This is a genomic window from Methylosinus sp. Ce-a6 (assembly GCF_009811655.1).
Classification (GTDB): domain Bacteria; phylum Pseudomonadota; class Alphaproteobacteria; order Rhizobiales; family Beijerinckiaceae; genus Methylosinus.
Map to the genome: position 1 here is coordinate 1 of NZ_BGJX01000052.1, position 16,726 is coordinate 16,726.

Sequence of the window (16,726 nt, forward strand, 5' to 3'; positions counted from 1 at the left end):
GCCGTCGTCTCGGCCAGAGCCTCGAAGTCGCGTCCGCTCGCGTCCATCGCAATCCCCCAAAGATCGAATCAGAGGATTCCGACAGATTCAGCTCAGACGCGTCTTGTCACCTATTTCTTCACCCGATCGCCCTGGCCCTGCAGACCACCCCAGGGCTGAGTCTTAAATCGTCAACGATTCGTTAACCATGTTGGATTCGAAGGGGCGCGGGAGGAACGCGCCATGGTGACGGAATTCTTGGCTCATATGCGGATCGTGCCGGACCACCGCATCCCCGGCATGGTGACCTATCCGCTCGACGAGATTTTGCTGACGACCCTTGTCGGCGTGATCTGCGGGGCCGACGACTGGGACGGCGTCGAGGAGGTCGCGGCCGGGGCCTTGGATTGGTTGCGGGGCTATCTGCCATTTGAAAACGGCGTCGCCACCGCCCAGACCCTGCGCAAGGTCTCCCGCCTGCTCGACCCGAAGGCGCTGGAGCAAGGCTTTTCCGCCTGGGCGGCCTCGGTGCGCCCGCTCGCCCGCGAGGTCATCGCAGTGGACGGCAAGACGCTGCGCGGATCGCGGCAGTCCGATGGAACCGGAGCGCTCCATCTGGTCTCGGCCTACGCCACATCCGCCGGCCTCGTGCTGGCGCAACGCGCCGTCGACGGAAAGTCCAACGAGATCACCGCCATCCCCGAGCTCTTGGATATGCTGGACATCAAAGGCGCGATCGTCTCCATCGACGCCATGGGGACGCAGAAGGCCATCGCCGCGCGCATCGTCGAGAAAGGCGCAGACTATGTGCTCGCGCTCAAAGGCAATCAGACGAGCCTGCATGACGACGCAAGGCTGTTCTTCGCCGATCCGGCCGGCAAAGCCTCATGCGCGAGAGAGAGCGATATCGACGCGGGCCATGGCCGCATCGAGGAGCGGCTGTGCCGCGCCGCCGACGCCGCTTGGCTGGCCGAGCGTCACCCCGAATGGAAGGGACTGCGCTCTCTCGTGGCGATCGCCTCGCGGCGCATCGATAAGAGAACCGGCGCGGAAAGCCTCGAGACGCGGTTCTATATTTCCTCGCTCGAGCCGGACCCGCAAGCTCTCGCGGCCGCCGTGCGCGCCCATTGGGCAATCGAGAACAACCTCCATTGGACGATGGACGTGATCTTCGACGAGGACCGCTGCCGGACCCGCAAGGACCATTCGCCCCTCAACCTCGCCGTGATCCGACACGCCGCCTTCAACATGCTCAAGGCCGACAAGACCAAGGGCTCCATGCGCCGAAAGCGCCTGCGCGCCCGCGTCGACCCAAACTTCCGAGCCACCTTGTTCGCAGCTTGACGATTTAGGATTTCGCCCTGTCCTTTTCGCCTGGCCTTTCTTCTCTCACGACGCCTATGATAGGATTTAAACCATGAGCGCTGCAGCTATTCTCAAACTCCAGGCCTCCGGCTTCTCCGTCGAGCAAGTCTCGGCGCTCGCCGAATTGGTTGACACTCAGGCCGCGACCAAAGCCGATGTCGAAGCCGCCAGCCACAAGCTCGATCAGAAAATCGACGCCGCCGAACACCGCCTCGACCTCAAAATCGGCGAATTGAAGTCCGACCTCGAAGCCACAGAGCACCGCCTCGATCAGAAAATCGACGGCGTCGAGCACCGCCTCGAGCTCAAAATCAGCGAGTTGAAAGCCGGCCTCGAGCTCAAAGTCGAAGGCCTCGATCGAAAAATCACCGAGGTAAACGCCAACACCCTCAAATGGGTCATCAGCGCAATCGGTTTCCAAACCCTCGTCATGATCGGAACCGTCGTCGGAGCCGTAGCGGCCCTCATGAAAGCCATCCCGCAGACCCCTCTCATCCACCCTTAGGGCGAATTCCGATAAATCGGAACCGCGCTCTACTCGCGTCGCGAGCGGCGCTCACCGAGCCGTCGCAAGCGACGTCTCGGCCGTCCCGGTCACGATCGCTTTTGCGAGAACCGATCCGAAGCGCGAACAATCCCTGCAATCCAAAGGCCTGACGACGGCTGTTTCTCCCCAGTGCGCCCCCGCGCGCGGACGAGTTTCCGCGCATCCGCCCGTTAGCGTTTCAGCGCGAAACTCCGCTTCCCTCACTATGAAGAGGCGGGAGTCCGGAGAGGCGGGCGCCTTTCGATCCCCGCCGTTCGGGCCGGGTGCCCCTTCGGTAGCGCGTCGCATTTGCCCTCGCCGCGATCTCGCGGCGCCGTGGGCGGCCAATCCCGCCGATGCGGTCGGCGAGACGGCTCCACGGCAGGCGGCAGGCGTAGCCCTGCATGGCTCGTCGCGAAGGCGAGCGCTGGCCTAGGGGCTCTCGCACGGCGGGCGCGACCTCGTCGCTGTCGATGGCGAGCGCGCTGTCGGGGTGGAAGCCTCGTCGCTGTCTCCGAGAAAGCTGGCTCCCGGCGGTGCGCGCCTCGGTCCGTCCGAGGCGCTGATGTGCTGGGTCGGCGGTCTCGTCGAGCGCCGTGGGCGGTCCGGTTGCAGAGCGCGTCATGGGCCGCGGGCGGTCGTCGGGGAATCGAGGCCGAGGCAGCGGCAATCGACGGTTCGTCGCGCGCGTCGGCAGTCGTCGGAGCGCTCCGGTCGATCGATGGTCGGCGGGATGCGTCTCGCAGTCGCGGCGTTCGGGAGAGCGCGCTCGGTCTCGACGATCGCTCGATTTCTCTGGGGGCGTTTCGCTCTGCAGCCCCGATGCGTCGGTTTGCCCCCTCGGTTTTATGCGGCTCCCTAAGCCTGGCCGACCGTGCCCGCAACGGCAGACGCCAATTTTTTTCCGCAGATGCCGGGGCGCTCTCTTTGTGTCCGGCGTAAGCGCCGGCCTCTTTTCTTCGCCCCGGACATCTTTGCATCGCCAGACAAAAAAATTGGCGTCTGCCGTCCTTCGCTGAAGCTACGGCCCGCGCCGCCGCCCGATGGGCGCCGGACGCGGGTGCAGGCCCGCTCTCAGGGCCAGGCTTTCAGGGACCGCACCGAGGGGAACAAACCGGCATCGGGCCGGCGAAACCCCCGGCCCAGAAAATCAGGATCACGATCATACGAAGCGTCCCCAAACGTCCGCTGCGAAACGCAATAAGCCCGCTCGCCCCCAGATCTCCCTCGAGGCCGCGCGCCTCCTCTGCCCCGACGACGCGGTCGCGACGAACGTCGCCGCAGCCTTCGCCCTCTCCGTGCCCGACTTCTCCGGGATCCGCGAGGCCCACGACACGCTGCTCCGCAAGACCTGGACCGCCTTTGACGAGGCGCTTAACGAGACCGCCACCAAAATGCATTTTCAGCGCGTCGTCGGAACCTACGTCGCTTCCGCCCAGGGAGTCGGGCGCTTCTACTCCGAAAAGGTGACAGAGGCCAAAACCCTCACCGCCAAGCTCGCCAACGACGCCCGCGACGAGGATCGCGACGCTCCCGCCGGCTTCGAGTCCAAGGCCCAGCGCGCTCGCCAGTTCGCCGCCGATCTCGCCATCCAGGCCTACGCCCTCCTCGCCGCCGCCGAGGGAGCCGTCGAAGCCTATCTCGCAATCACCGGCGAGGATTGGAAGCCCTACGTCGCCCACAGCGAGACCGAAAGCGTCGAGCGCAAGTCCGCCGCCGCCGAAATGGGAGCCTTCGGCTGAGCCCGAACGGCGGGGATCGAAAGGTCCCCGCCGCCCGATCATCGCCCTGCGCTCCAGGCGTCAGCCATCCTCCGAACCTCCGGTCCCAAATCCATGGCCGAACTTGTCGACATGCAGCTCTCCGCCGGTCGCCCAATTTTCTCGATCATATTCTTCGAATAGCACAGTCACCCATTCGCGCTTTACGCCCAGCGTCGCCACGGCGGCGTCCGTGATCGCTCGGGCCGCCGCCCGCTTCGTCTCGGCGGGGCGGCCTTTGCCGATCCGAACGGTAATGACAGGCATAGCGTAGTTCCTTTCGTCGGATAGCCAGTTTGGCGAAGGGGACCAGCGCCGAACCGGATTGTCTCGGCGCGCTTCACTGGGCCAAATTGCAATCTCTCGAACCTGAATGGATCAAAATGATGTTGTCGCATGTCTTCATCGGCGTCACGGATTTCCGCCGCGCCTTCGCCTTCTATTCCGTCATCATGGACGAGCTCGGCTTCCCTCTCAAATTTACGGAGCCGGACAAAACCTGGGCCGGCTGGCGACCGGCGATCGCCGCGCGACCGCTTCTTCTTATCGGACGTCCATACGACGGCGAATGCGCCTCAGCAGGAAATGGGCAGATGGTGGCCTTGCTCGCTCCGACCCGAGCCGCCGTCGACAGCTGTTATTGCGGCGGCGATCGCGAACGGCGCTCCTTGCGAAGGCGAGCCTGGACTGCGACCGCAATTCCATCCCGACTATTACGGCGCTTATTTCCGTGATCCCGACGGCAACAAGCTCTGTGTCTGCTGTCATGACCCTGAGTAGGCGAGTTCGAAACCGTCTCGGATTTGCCGCCGAGTCCACAGTGCGCTTCGATCTCTCCGCCGCCTTCCAACTCCTCATCGTCGGAAAGCTCTTCATCCATGAGAGATGGGCGAATTCCGATAAATCGGAACCGCGCTCTACTCGCGCCGCGAGCGGCGCTCACCGAGGCGTCGCAAGCGACGTCTCGGCCTTCGGTGACGATCGCTTTCGCGCGCGCCGGCCGTCCCCGCGAATAATCACCGCATTCCAAGAGCCTGAAGACGTTTTTCCCCAGCGCGCTCCCGCGCGCGGATGCGTTTCCGCGCATGCCTCCGCATGCCGTTTTCAGAGCGAAGCTTCGCTTCCCTCATAAAGAAGAAATCTCTTTCCCAGCCGACGCCGGGACTGCGCCCGGCCTCGGCCTTTCTCTGGCACGCCCAGCGTCGCCGTCAAGAACGCTCGCCATGCTCGCCGTCGGCGCTTCGAGGCGCCGCCGCCTGTGCGTGGCTCCGCGCCGCGGAGCGGTCGCGCGAAGGCGCGCGATTCTTTGACTGCTCCGCTTAGGGCGCGCCGCATTGGCTCCCATGCCAATGCCGAGGCCCGGCCCTGAAGGGCCGGGCCTCGGCACTGGCATGGGGCCAGTCCATTGCAAAAGAAGGAAATTCGTCATGGCTAATCGTCCTCAGAAGTCCGCCGCCGTCGCCGCCAAAGCCAACAAGAACGCGCGTCCCGCTCGTCCGCAAATCTCCTTCGAGGCCGCGCGCCTCCTCTGCCCCACCGACGCCCAGGCTGTCAGCATCGCCGCCGCCTTCGGCCTCTCCGCCCCGGACTACCTCGGCATCCGCGCGTCTCATGAAAAGCTCCTGCGCGAAACCGCGCTCGCCTTCGATGACGCCCTCAATGAGAAGGCCGCGCAAATGCACTTTCAGCGCGTCGTCGGAACCTATGTCGCTTCCGCCCAGGGAGCCGGACGTTTCTATTCCGAGAAGGTGACAGAGGCCCGAACCCTCACCGCCAAGCTCGCCAATGACATCCGCGACGAGGATCGCGACGCCCCCGCCGGCTTCGAGAGCAAGGCCCAGCGCGCCCGACAGTTCGCCGCCGATCTCGCTATGCAGTCCTACGCCTTGCTCGCCGCCGCCAGGGCGCCATCGACGCCTACCTCGAAATCACCGGCGATTGGAAGCCCCATGTCGCGCAGCGCGAAGGCGAGACCGTCGAGCGCAAATCCGCTGCCGCCGAAATGGGCGCTTTCGGCTGAAGCCGCCGGGCGGGGAGCGAAAGCGCCCAGCCTCCCTCTCTCGCGATCTCGATGGAGAACGACATGTTCGACTTCACCAAGCTCCGCCGTCCGAACGCAGCCGAGCTGCGCGAGCAGGAACAGCGCCGCCGCGCCGACGCCATCGCCGCCGACCACACCCGTCGCCTCCTGCGATCTCGCGACACTCTCGTCGTCACCCTCACCGATCATCATAAGGAGCACGTCACCATTCCCGGCGCCCGCGCCGTCCATTTCTATGGCGACAAGGCGGACGGCCGCGCCGTCCACGCCGTCTGGTATGCCCCCGATCACTTGAGCCGCGACGAATTCGACGCGATCGTCGCCGGATATGCGATCGGCGCAACGCTCGATCTGCGCGGCTATTGGAAGCCCTTCAATGGCAATTCGTCGCCCAATTCGTGAAAGCCGCCGATCGCGCCGAGCCCGCAGAGCGCAAATCTCCCCGGGCTGAAATCGACGCATTCGACGCTTGACGCACGACCTGCGGGAGCCGCAAGGCTTCCGCATTTCATCGACGTATCCACCCGACGAGGAGAGCGACCCAGGCAGCTCATCGCTCGCGTCGCCACCACGAAAGTAATCGCTATGGCTCTCTCCCGCCGGCCCATCGCCCGCCCGATCAACCAGGCCGCCCGCGCCCTGCGCCGACGCGCCGCCAACGCCGGCGCCGAGATCGCTCTCGACGCCCGCCCTAAAATCGTCGCGCCGAAAAAGGGCAAGGCCTCCTATCGCCGCGTCAAACAGAAGCCCCCCGACTCCGAATGACCGAGCGCCCCTCGGCGCTTCGGATTCGCCACTCTGACAGGAGACACGCGAATGAACGCCCTCGATTCCCGACGAGCCGCCTCCCCCGCGGCCGCCGCACCCGACCAAATCCGCGCCCCCTCGGGGAGCGTCCGCCTCGGAAACAAGCGCAAGGGCGCCGCCGCCAAGCCGCGCCCCGGCGAAGCCATCGTCGATATCGACAGATGCAATCCGATCCTCGGCAATCCCTTCATTCTCCAAAATCATCGCGACGACGTCCGCCGCGCCGAAGTCATCGCGCTCTACAAGAAGAAATACGACGCCGACCTCGCGCGTGGCGGCCCGATGTCCGCCGCGACCGAGCAACTCGCCGAGCGCGTGCGCGCCGGCGAGCGCCTCATCCTCATGTGCTGGTGTCACGGCGCCCCGCTCGACAAGCCGTGCCATGGCGATCTCATCAAGGCGCAAATCGAGAGACTTCTCGCCGTCACATGCGATTGAACATTGCAGGCCGAGCAGTCCGCGCGGGAAAATGGAGAGGGGCAGACGCGCGCCGCGCATCTGCCCCTCATCCGTGTCAGACCCGCCGGCTCGTCCTCAGCCCGAAAACGGCCACCACGTAAGCCACCGACGCTGCAGCTCGTCGGGCAAATCTCGCCACTCCCGCGGAGCCAGCGTCTCCAGCTTGCACACCCAGTCGCCCGTCGGCTGACCCTGTATCGCCACCCGCATCGGCGTTTTCGCGCAGCGCGCCAGCGATTGCAGCGCCGGCTCATCTTGCAACACGCGAATCTGATAGCCGGACCAAAAGCTCACACACAGCAACGCCAGCGCCGCCGCGCTCATCTTCATTGCGAATAGGCGCGTGCGACGACGAGAGATATTGTCCTCCGCCAGCACTAGCCATCGCTGCGACTCGCTCGTCAGGTTCTTCACCAAATCCTTGCAGACATTGCTGACGATCGTCTCCTGCACCACTTCCGCCTGCCGGATCGCCAGAGCCGCCATCCGGTTCGCCTCTCGAAGCCGCGCGATCTCCGCATCTGTCGTGCTCTGCGCGCCACGAACGATTTCCCGCATTTCGGCCACCGATCCCGCAACGAGCGACCCGAGCACCCGCAGCGCCGCCATGAACACCGCGATGAACCGGCCCTCCGGATGGTTCGTCCGAACGCCCCAGCCGTGAGCCGCCTGCTCGACGTCGCGGATCGCGCCTTCGAGCGGCTCCATAATTGCCGCCGCCTCGGACGCCTGCGCGCCTCCCGACCGATTGGTGTGATCCAACATGATCATGCCTCCTTCGCCGCGGGCGTCCACGCGAGCGGAATCCCGCCCAACGCCTCGGGTAGCCCCTCCTCCAAGAAAATCTCCGTCCGAGCCCGATCGAACAGCGACAGCAGCTCCTCGTCGCCCTCGAACCTCCCATCCGCAGCGTCGCGGAACGAGATCCCCAGATCCATGATCTCCGACATGCACGGAAGCGCCGGCATGGTGATCACCACCGCGCCCTTCGAAACCGCGTCACGAACGACGCTATCCGTCATGATCTCCGCAAACGACTGATCGATCGACTGACCCGACTGCACGAGGCCCCCGTTCAAAACGATGAGAGTCGCCTTGGGCATGAACACATCCGCCGCCGCCATGTGGCGCAGATAATCGAGATCGGCCTTCTCCGGCCCGACGACATGAACCGCCACTGGCCGAATGCCCATGCGTTTCAGCAATCGAACGAGACGCGTCTCCTGAGCCAGTTTCAGCACGGTCGAATCCCCGCCGGGAAAGTCGATCAAGGCGTGAAATCGCGCCCGGCTCTGATCCTGAATCCGATCCTCTAGCCAGCGCTTTTGGTCCTCGAAAGTGCTCCCAGGGCGCGGTTCGAGCGCGTCCATATGAAAACGCGATAGGCTGTGCGTCTCGTTTTGCTGGTCCGCGTTCCAGACCTGCAACTGCCCGCCCGCCGACCGATAGTATTGAATGAGCGTCGTCGCCGTCGCCGTTTTCCCGACTCGACTCCGGCCCAGCATCATGATCAGCACCGGAAGTGCGGCCCCCTCGCCCGCCTTCGGCGCGCCAGCGACCGCGGTTCCCGTGTCCTCGATTTGATTTTCGACCTTTGCCATCGTGATAATCTCCGCTTCTCGACCGCCGCCGTCTCGGCCGGGCCGACGCCGCAAACGTCGGCCGACCGTGTGCGAATATGAATTCGAATTTTTTTGTCCGTTCGTCATGGTCGCCTCGCCGTTTCGAACTCGACCAGAATCACTTCGTCCTCGAGGACGAGCAGTCCCTGCGCTACGCCCGTCCACCTGTCCGCTCGGCGCGCCTGCATCCCGCTCCACGCCATTGTCAGCTCGATCGCGCGCGGCGTTAGACGCCCGTCCTCCCCGATCTCGCTCATGTGTGCGCGAATGTCCGCCTCGCCCGCGACACGCTGCTGCACCACGCGCTGCGGCTCGATCGGATGTCGCACCAGCCCCTCGCGAACCCCAGGCGCGCCCGCTTTCGGCACGGCGAGCACGCGCCCGCCCCCGCCGCTGTTCGCGACCGAGCTCGCCGCGCCATTCGTCGCGACCATCGGCCGCAAGTCCGTCGGCTGCCGTGACGGGTAGCTCTTTCGCACCTCGGCGGCCGCTGCCCGCGCCGCCTCGCTCGCTCTCGTCGCTTTGTCGCGCCGCTGCTTTTCGCGCCGCGCCCGGAACCAGGTCTTTCGGGCGTTCGCCTCCGACACCGGCTTGCCCGTCGTGTCGCCCATTCCCATCGCCGCGAATTCCGCGCACAAACCCCGCCAGTCCATCCGCGTTCCGTTCGACGCCTCAGCGATCCGATCGTGGTTTTCTAGCATCCACCAGAACAGCGCCGATCGATTCGCCGGCCGAGCGATCAGCCCGAGAACCCGTTCCGTCTTCTTCTGCATCGCGCTCTGACCCCCGCGGCTTGCAAATTCGCTCTTGACGGCTCACCGTGGGACGCGTCTGCGCGAATGAGAAGCCGCGCGCCGCGCGCCCCATAGCGGCGCGCTTCTTGCTAACGCCCCCGCCGAGCGGGACGCTTCCGCGACGCCTCCGAGACAGAACCGGGACACTAGCGGGACAGCAAAAATCTCCGGGAATGGACCATTGCACCGTTGGTGCCGGACGCCCCTTCAAGGCGCTCAGAGCGGAACCGGCGAACATCACACGCAAGGCGCGCTGACTCGCAGAAAAATACGCAAAAGGTGAATTCGAAGGACCGCCGGCGCGGAATTCGGCGCGCGCGGCGCGGGCCGATGAATTTTTTTTGAGCGGCCACTTGCGCGAATTTCCGGCCGGCGCGGCGCTTCATATTCGCACATACCACACGCAAGCTGATTCTCGTGGCGCCCGGGCAAAGCCCCAGGGCGCAGCGCGGCTGCTCGAAAACAGCCGTGATTTCAATGCGGAGCGGAAAATGTCAGCTCATCAAAACCACGATGCCGGTGATCCGGCCGAAAACCTGCCCGTCAAAATCCTCGTCTCCGTCGCCGAGGGGAGAGTCCTCGCCGACAGCCGACAGGTCGCCGATGTGTTCGGCAAACGCCATGACAACGTCCTGCGCGATATCGACGGGTTGCTCCAGTCCTCAAAATTGAGGGATGCGAAAAAACAATGGTTTAGGGAGATTTCTCACCCTCATCCAACCGTGCAGGACCGCGCCATTCGCTCTTTCGCGATGACCCGCGACGGCTTCGCGCTTCTCGCCTTCGGCTTCACCGGAGATGAAGCGTTGGAGTGGAAAATTAAATACATCGACGCGTTCAACGCCATGGAGACCGAGCTCGGCCTCCGGCGACCCGTCGACCCCGAGGAGCCCGAGTCCGCGCCGCTGGAATTCGCCGAGCACTGCCGCCGGCGCTTCAAAGATATCTACTCCGGCGACTTCATCAGCCCGGACTACCTGCTCAAAATCCTGTTCGTCGGAAATATCCCCTACACCGGCGACAAGCGATTCCCGCTGCTCGCGGAAGAATCCTGCGAGGCGCTCGGGATCCGCAATAAGGAGCCCGCGCTCGAACGTCTTCCCCCGCTTGCGAAAGGGTTCGTCACAGTCGATTTCGGCGGTGGGCCGACAGAGCGCCAGGCAATCACGGAGGCGGCTCTCCATGCGCTCGCTTTCGACCGCCGCCAGCTCAACACGGCATGGCCCGCCGGTCCCGGCGGCCTCTTTCCTTACGATGTCGCTGCCCAAAACGATGCCGTCGCCCTGTGCTATCAGATCAAGACGCTCGAAAGCTACTTCCGGTCCTTTCGAGAGAAGGTCTCGCTGGGAGCAGGGCTCGCGGAAACACCGGCGTTCCATAATTTCGAACGGGTGATCCTTATCGCCGCTCAAGCCGCGGACCAGCAGCTCACCGTCGGCTTGCCGCGCCAAAGACATTGATCTTTCAAAAAAGATCACGTGACGGAACCAGATGGGCGAGCAGTTCGCGCTGCTTTCCATCGTCTCGGCGCCGGCCAACTTCGTATCCGCGCCTGCACGTTCGCCCTGGCGGTTGCGTCGATCGTTTTTCGACGCAGCCGCCGGATGTACAAGTTTCGATTAGTGGAAATCCCGGCTTCTCACTCTTATCGACTCCCTGGGCAATTCGGGAAGACCGGAGCCGCGGCTACGGAACTGCTCGCCCCGGCCATGCGGAAGAGGAAACGCCGCTTCCCGGCTGCCCACGCTGGCGAGGTCGGCCGAGAGGTCCGTGATGCGCTGCGCGACCAGATGAACGACGTCGCCCTCGCGCTGCACGCGGCCGTGCTCCGCCATCATCCCGGCCGACAGGATGGCGCGCCGGTTCGCCTCGAGCACCTTCACCCAGATCACGAGATTGGCGATGCCGGTCTCGTCCTCCAAGGTGACGAACATGACCCCCTTGGCGCTCCCAGGACGCTGGCGGACGAGGACGATGCCGGCGGCTTCCAGCCAGCGGCCGTCGCGCGCCGCCATGGCCTCGGCGCAGGTGACGATGCGCCGGCGCCGGAGATCCTCGCGGAGGAAGCTGAGCGGATGCGCTCTCAGCGTCAGTCCGACATGGCCGTAGTCCTCGACGACCTCGCCTCCCGCCGTCATCGGCCGCAATGTAACGACGGGCTCGTTCACCTCGGGCACGAATTCCGCCTCCCGCGCGGAGGCGGCGGCGAAGAGAGGAAGCGGCTCGTCCCGCAGCGCCTTGATCGCCCATAAGGCCTCGCGGCGGGCGAGCCCCAGGGCTGGACGGAAGGCGTTGGCTTCGGCGAGATGGACGAGAGCCGCGGAAGGGACGCCGGCGCGCCGCCAGAGATCGTCGACCGAGGCGAAGGGCCAGTCGGCCCGTGCGGCGACGATGGCGCCGCCATGGGCGTTGGCGAGACCTTTGACCATGCGCAGGCCGAGGCGCACCGCAAACTCCAGCGCGCAATCCCAGCGCGAGGCGTTGACGCAGACCGGCCGCACATCGACTCCATGCGCGACCGCATCCCTGACGATCTGGGCCGGCGCATAGAAGCCCATGGGCTGAGCGTTCAGCAACGCCGCGCAGAACACATCGGGATGCCAGCATTTCAGCCATGCGCAGGCATAGGCGATGAGCGCGAAAGAGGCCGCGTGCGATTCCGGAAACCCGTAGGAGCCGAAGCCTTCGAGCTGACGGAAGGTCCGCTCGGCGAAGTCGCGCTCATAGCCGCGCTCGACCATTCCTTCGATCAGCTTCTGCTTGAATCCAGAGACGCCGCCGGTGAATTTGAATGTGGCCATGGATTTGCGCAGCATGTCGCCTTCGCCGGGCGTGAAGCCGGCGCATTCGATCGCCACGCATGGCCTGTTCCTGAAAGGCCGGGACGCCCAAGGTCTTGCCGAGCACTTTTTCGAGCTCCGGCTTCGGGAAGACGACGGGCTCCAGCCCTTCCCGGCGGCGCAGATAGGGGTGGACCATGTCGCCCTGGATCGGTCCCGGCCTGACGATCGCGACCTGCACGACGAGATCATAGAAGGTCCTCGGCTTCAGCCGCGGCAACATCGACATCTGCGCGCGGGATTCGATCTGGAAGGTTCCGAGCGTGTCGGCGCGCCGGATCATCGCATAGGTTCGCGGGTCCTCGGCCGAGATGGCGGCGAGATCGAGATGGATTCCTTTGTGATCGGCGAGCATGTCGAGGCCGCGCTTCATGCAGCTCAGCATCCCCAGCGCCAGCACGTCGACCTTCATGAACTTCAAGGCGTCGATGTCGTCCTTGTCCCATTCGATCACTTGCCGCGCGTCCATCGCGGCCGGCTCGATCGGGACCAGCTCGTCGAGCCTGTCCTGCGTCAGGACGAATCCGCCGGGATGCTGCGACAGATGTCGGGGCGTCCCCATGAGCTGACGCGCGAGGTCGAGCGCCAGGCGCAAGCGCCGGTCGCCGAGGGCGAACGCCGCGACGTGTTCGTCCTCGGCACCCTCCGATCGACCCCAGATCCGGCTCGACAGCGTCTCGACGATATCCTGAGGGAGGCCGAGCGCCTTGCCGACGTCGCGCATCGCGCCCTTGGCGCGATAGCGGATCACGGTCGAGCAAAGCGCCGCGCGGTCGCGGCCATAGGTGTCGAAAACCCACTGCATGACGATCTCGCGCCTCTCATGCTCGAAATCGACATCGATATCCGGCGGCTCGCGGCGCTCCTCGCTGACGAACCTCTCGAACAGGAGGTCGTTGCGGTCGGGATCGATCGAGGTGACGCCGAGCACGTAGCAGACGGCGGAATTGGCGGCCGATCCACGGCCCTGGCAGAGGATGTCCCGGGAGCGGGCGAAGCGGACGATGCTGTTCACCGTGAGAAAATACGGCGCGTATCGAAGCTTCTCGATCAGGCCCAGCTCGTGCCGCAGGGACGCCCGGACGCTCTCTGGCACGCCTTCGGGATAGCGCGTTTCCGCGCCCTCCCAGACGAGCTTCTCCAGCGTCTCCTGCGGGGTGAGCGTCGGATCATCGCGCTCCTCCGGATATTGGTAGGAAAGCTCCCCGAGATCGAAGCGGCAACGCGCCGCGATCTCGATCGTGCGCGCGACCGCCTCGGGATTGCGCGGGAACAGCCGGCGCATTCCCTCGGGCGGCTTCATGTAGCGGTCGCCATGCTCGCGCCGATCGCCCAGCTCGTCGATGGTGACGCCGTGACGGATGCAGGTCACGACATCCTGCAGCATGCGCCGGTCGGGCGCGTGATAGAGCACGTCATTGGTGACGACGCTCGGCACGCGCTCCGCGTGGCCATGGTCGACAGCTCGTGGATGCGAAGCTGGTCGTTGGGGCGCCGACGAAGCGTCAATGCGAGATAGGCGCGGTCGCCGAAGGCGTCGCGCAGCCGGCGCAATCGCAGACCACAGGTCTCATCGGCCTCGTCTGGAACGAGGACGCCGATCAGGCCCTCGCCATAGGCGACGAGATCGGCCCATTCGAGGATGCATTTCGCCTTGCCGCCGCGCTTCTTGCCGAGCGACAGCAGCCGGCAGAGCCGGCCATAGGCGGCGCGGTCGGTCGGATAGACCAGCACCGACATGCCGTCCATAAGATCGAGGCGACAGCCAACGATCAGGCGCACGCCTGTCGCCTTGGCGGCCTCGAATGCGCGCACGACACCGGCAAGCGAGTTGCGGTCGACCACCGCCACCGCTTTGACGCCTTGAAGCGCAGCCTGGGTGAAAAGCTCATCGCAGGATGACGCGCCGCGCAGAAACGAAAAATGCGACGTGACCTGCAGCTCGGCGTAGCGGAATGAGCCGCTCATCCGAACATTCCATGCAGGAACCAGCGCTGCGAGCCGCTGTTGGGATCCTCGCCGTCCCCGGAACGGAAGATCCAATAGCGTTCGCCGGCGTCGTCCTCGACGCGGAAATAGTCACGCACGGCGGTCAGTTCGGCATCGCGCCGCCACCACTCGCCGCGGATACGCTCGGGTCCGTCGGCCCGGCGGACGCCGCCGGACGCCGCGCCAGGTGAAGGCGACCGGCGGATGATCCGGCAGGGCGGCCATCGTCTCGATCGGTTCGGGCGACGGCAACAGCCGCGATGGCCGAGGCCAGCGCCCCTGCCATGTCTCGCCGGTGTCCGGCGCCATGGGCAAAATTCGGCGTACCGAGCGCTCGGGCGTCTCGGTGGCGACCGGCGCAGCTCGGTAGAGGCGCTGCTCACCGACGCGGTTGACGAGGGTGTCGACGAGATCGGACACGTCCGGCGCTCCGTCATCGACCATCGCGGTCAGGGTCTGCTTTTCCGCGAGCGGCTCGGCCAGTGTCGCGGCGAGGCTGAGGGTTTCGATACCGAAGCCGGGCTCGATCATCTCGATCTTGTCGGTCAGGAGCCGCGTGAGGCGCTTCACGTCGCGCACCGGCATGGCGACCCCGACACGGACCGCCTGCAGGCGATCGTCGACCCGGTGACAAATGAGGTCGAGGCGCTTGGCCCCCAGCCCCTCGGCCTCCAGTCCGGCGCAGAGCTGGACGACCAGCTCGCCGATATGGCGGGCGATGGTCTCGGCTGCGCCGATGGACTCTGCGAAATTGCGCTTCACCTCGATCAGCTCGTCGGGTCGGATCGGCTCGATCGGCTCGATCGGCTCGCTTAGAACTCCGAGGGCCTGATCGATGCGGCGCCCCAGCTGCGGCCCGAAGCGGAGAGTAAGCGGCGCGCGCGGCTGCGCGAGGAGATCGCCGATCAGCTCGAAGCCGAGCACATGGAGCGCGGCGACCATATCGGCAGGCAGGCGAAGCGCGGCGAGCGGAAGGCTACGGAACCGCCATGTCCGAGCGGCGCGATCATCACGGGCCGCGCAGCGTAGCGAGCCAAGGCGTGCGCCGCGTCTTAGCTGTCGGCGATCGCCGCACGCGCGCGCACGCCGGACGATGAAAGCCTGTCGATCAGGCCGGCGAGCATGGTCTCTTCGCCGCCGTGAAGATGATCGGCGGTGGAGTCGATCACCAAGCCGTCCGGGGGATCGGCCGCGACGATCGGCGCGTAGCGTCGGAGCGCCCACAGCGCGAGACGGTCGAGCCCCTGGGCGTCGGTCGCGGGGTCGTGATGTCGAACGACGAGACCTTGCACGAGAATTCGCGCCTTGGCGGCCGGCATTCCGTCGCGTGCGCCCGCGGCCATGGCCGCGGCGTCTGCAGCTCGCACCACCTGCCTCCTCCCGTCGTGGCCGATCAGGACGAGCGGCGTCTCAGCCGGCGGCGCCGCGTCGCCAGCCTGCCGTCGAAGTCGGTCTGTGGGCCAGCTCGGCAGGAACAGCGAGACGACCCGAGCCATCACAGGCCTCCACTTCGAAATCCGCGCTTTCACCGGCGCGGACGCGGATCAGCTCCAGGAGCCAACGGTGGCGGCCGACGCCGCAGAGCCGCCGAGGGCATGACCGAGACGCGCCATCTGGTCGCCGCGGCAGTCGGCTGACCGAAGTCGACGGCTTCGGATTGCCGGCGCCAGCGCCGCAACGCGAGCCCGATCGAGCCGCTTCCCTCGGCGCAGAGTTGGAGACGCCGGGACGCGGTCATGTCGAGACGCGCGACTTCTCCGACGACCGCGCCGAGACCGCCGTGCCGCAAGCCTTCCTCGACACATGCGAGCACGGTCTTGTCGTTGCCGGCCTCGACATAGATCACGCGATCGGGTGCCAAGCCCGCCTGCGCCAGCGCCGGGGCGACGAGGTCGGATCGCGTGATGACCCAGAGAACCTTGCCTTTCGTGCGGGTCGCGATCCCGGCGGCGAAGAGCGCCGCGGCCGCGCCGTCCACGGCGCCGTTGCCTCCGCCAGCGATCTCATGGAGCGCGCCGAGGGCGAGACCACCGCCCGGAAGACGTGCGTCGATGTCAGCGATTCCGAACGGAAGGACCGATTTGACGCGCCGGGCTCGGCCTTCGATCTTCTCGATCTGCGCGCGCAACGACTCTATGGCGGGCTCGTGCCGCAAGCGCCTTCTCGACCTCCGGGTGTGGGCTCAATATCATGTTCTCTAAATGTTCTCCACTCCGAGGCGGGGAGTCAAGAGGACGGGCTTGCGGATATTTCTTTGCGCGTAAGGCCGCGCTACGAAGGCGAAACTCTGACCCGAAGGAGACCTTCATATCCGAGACGAGCTCGGCGCCTGCAAAACCTCTACCTTTTGCAGTCGTGCTGTGCGAGAGCCTCACGGCGACGAATCACTGCGCTCCTACCGTCTCGGCCCCCGGCGGCGCATAGCGCCTTCACTTGCGCGTCAACGCTCTGGCCGTCCGTTGAAACTCGTGCGTAGCCGTAAATCATTCGTCCGCAATCCGTTCAGCGTGCGGGAGCTTCCGGGACAAAGCGCTTCACGGGAAT

At 65.6% G+C, this 16,726-nt stretch carries 12 protein-coding genes and 3 pseudogenes; 8 read left to right on the top strand and 7 right to left on the bottom strand.

What is annotated here, in order from left to right:
- The first annotated feature begins 222 nt into the window (after positions 1-222).
- The 3 genes from Mspo_RS18405 to Mspo_RS18415 all read left to right on the top strand — a co-directional run bounded on the left by Mspo_RS18405 (position 223) and on the right by Mspo_RS18415 (position 3,612).
- Positions 223-1,323, top strand: coding sequence for an ISAs1 family transposase (locus Mspo_RS18405; protein ID WP_159732520.1), 1,101 nt, complete (start codon positions 223-225; stop codon positions 1,321-1,323).
- A gap of 73 nt (positions 1,324-1,396) precedes the next feature.
- On the top strand, positions 1,397-1,849 hold the full coding sequence (locus Mspo_RS18410) for a hypothetical protein (RefSeq protein ID WP_159732523.1): 453 nt from the start codon (positions 1,397-1,399) through the stop codon (positions 1,847-1,849).
- Between the two features lie 1,064 nt (positions 1,850-2,913).
- Positions 2,914-3,612, top strand: a complete 699-nt coding sequence (locus tag Mspo_RS18415; protein ID WP_159732526.1) for a hypothetical protein — start codon at positions 2,914-2,916, stop codon at positions 3,610-3,612.
- 60 nt (positions 3,613-3,672) lie between these two features.
- On the opposite strand, the gene Mspo_RS18420 is transcribed toward Mspo_RS18415, so the two are convergent.
- Positions 3,673-3,897, bottom strand: coding sequence for a tautomerase family protein (locus Mspo_RS18420; RefSeq protein ID WP_159732529.1), 225 nt, complete (start codon positions 3,895-3,897; stop codon positions 3,673-3,675).
- Between the two features lie 29 nt (positions 3,898-3,926).
- Here Mspo_RS18420 and Mspo_RS18425 point away from each other — a divergent pair, with 29 nt between their 5' ends.
- The 4 genes from Mspo_RS18425 (at position 3,927) to Mspo_RS18440 (ending at position 6,916) form a co-directional block, all read left to right on the top strand.
- Positions 3,927-4,364, top strand: coding sequence for a hypothetical protein (locus tag Mspo_RS18425; RefSeq protein WP_244613543.1), 438 nt, complete (start codon positions 3,927-3,929; stop codon positions 4,362-4,364).
- A 1,349-nt stretch (positions 4,365-5,713) separates the two neighbouring features.
- On the top strand, positions 5,714-6,073 hold the full coding sequence (locus tag Mspo_RS18430; RefSeq protein ID WP_159732532.1) for a hypothetical protein: 360 nt from the start codon (positions 5,714-5,716) through the stop codon (positions 6,071-6,073).
- 183 nt (positions 6,074-6,256) lie between these two features.
- Positions 6,257-6,436, top strand: coding sequence for a hypothetical protein (locus Mspo_RS18435; protein ID WP_159732535.1), 180 nt, complete (start codon positions 6,257-6,259; stop codon positions 6,434-6,436).
- 51 nt (positions 6,437-6,487) lie between these two features.
- The gene (locus tag Mspo_RS18440; protein WP_159732540.1) at positions 6,488-6,916 is read left to right on the top strand and encodes a DUF4326 domain-containing protein; all 429 of its coding nucleotides are present in this window, start codon (positions 6,488-6,490) and stop codon (positions 6,914-6,916) included.
- Positions 6,917-7,012: 96 nt separating this feature from the next.
- Here Mspo_RS18440 and Mspo_RS18445 read toward each other — a convergent pair whose 3' ends face one another.
- The 3 genes from Mspo_RS18445 to Mspo_RS18455 all read right to left on the bottom strand — a co-directional run bounded on the left by Mspo_RS18445 (position 7,013) and on the right by Mspo_RS18455 (position 9,170).
- Positions 7,013-7,732, bottom strand: coding sequence for a hypothetical protein (locus Mspo_RS18445; RefSeq protein ID WP_159732543.1), 720 nt, complete (start codon positions 7,730-7,732; stop codon positions 7,013-7,015).
- Positions 7,705-8,538, bottom strand: a complete 834-nt coding sequence (locus tag Mspo_RS18450; RefSeq protein ID WP_159732546.1) for a hypothetical protein — start codon at positions 8,536-8,538, stop codon at positions 7,705-7,707. Before Mspo_RS18450 ends, Mspo_RS18445 begins: the two co-directional genes overlap by 28 nt.
- A gap of 104 nt (positions 8,539-8,642) precedes the next feature.
- A complete protein-coding gene (locus Mspo_RS18455; RefSeq protein WP_159732549.1) occupies positions 8,643-9,170 on the bottom strand; it encodes a hypothetical protein in 528 nt (175 codons plus the stop codon).
- Positions 9,171-9,706: 536 nt separating this feature from the next.
- Between Mspo_RS18455 and Mspo_RS18460 the strand changes: the two genes are divergently transcribed.
- Complete coding sequence (locus Mspo_RS18460) at positions 9,707-10,813, top strand: Rha family transcriptional regulator (RefSeq protein WP_159732552.1); 1,107 nt, start codon at positions 9,707-9,709, stop codon at positions 10,811-10,813.
- Between the two features lie 159 nt (positions 10,814-10,972).
- Here Mspo_RS18460 and Mspo_RS18465 read toward each other — a convergent pair.
- From Mspo_RS18465 to Mspo_RS18475, 3 pseudogenes are all read right to left on the bottom strand, one after another.
- Positions 10,973-14,161 (bottom strand): annotated as a pseudogene (locus Mspo_RS18465) (error-prone DNA polymerase).
- Positions 14,158-15,678: pseudogene (locus tag Mspo_RS18470) on the bottom strand (DNA polymerase Y family protein). Before Mspo_RS18470 ends, Mspo_RS18465 begins: the two co-directional pseudogenes overlap by 4 nt.
- A pseudogene (locus Mspo_RS18475) lies at positions 15,593-16,337 on the bottom strand (ImuA family protein). Before Mspo_RS18475 ends, Mspo_RS18470 begins: the two co-directional pseudogenes overlap by 86 nt.
- Between the last annotated feature and the right edge of the window lie 389 nt (positions 16,338-16,726).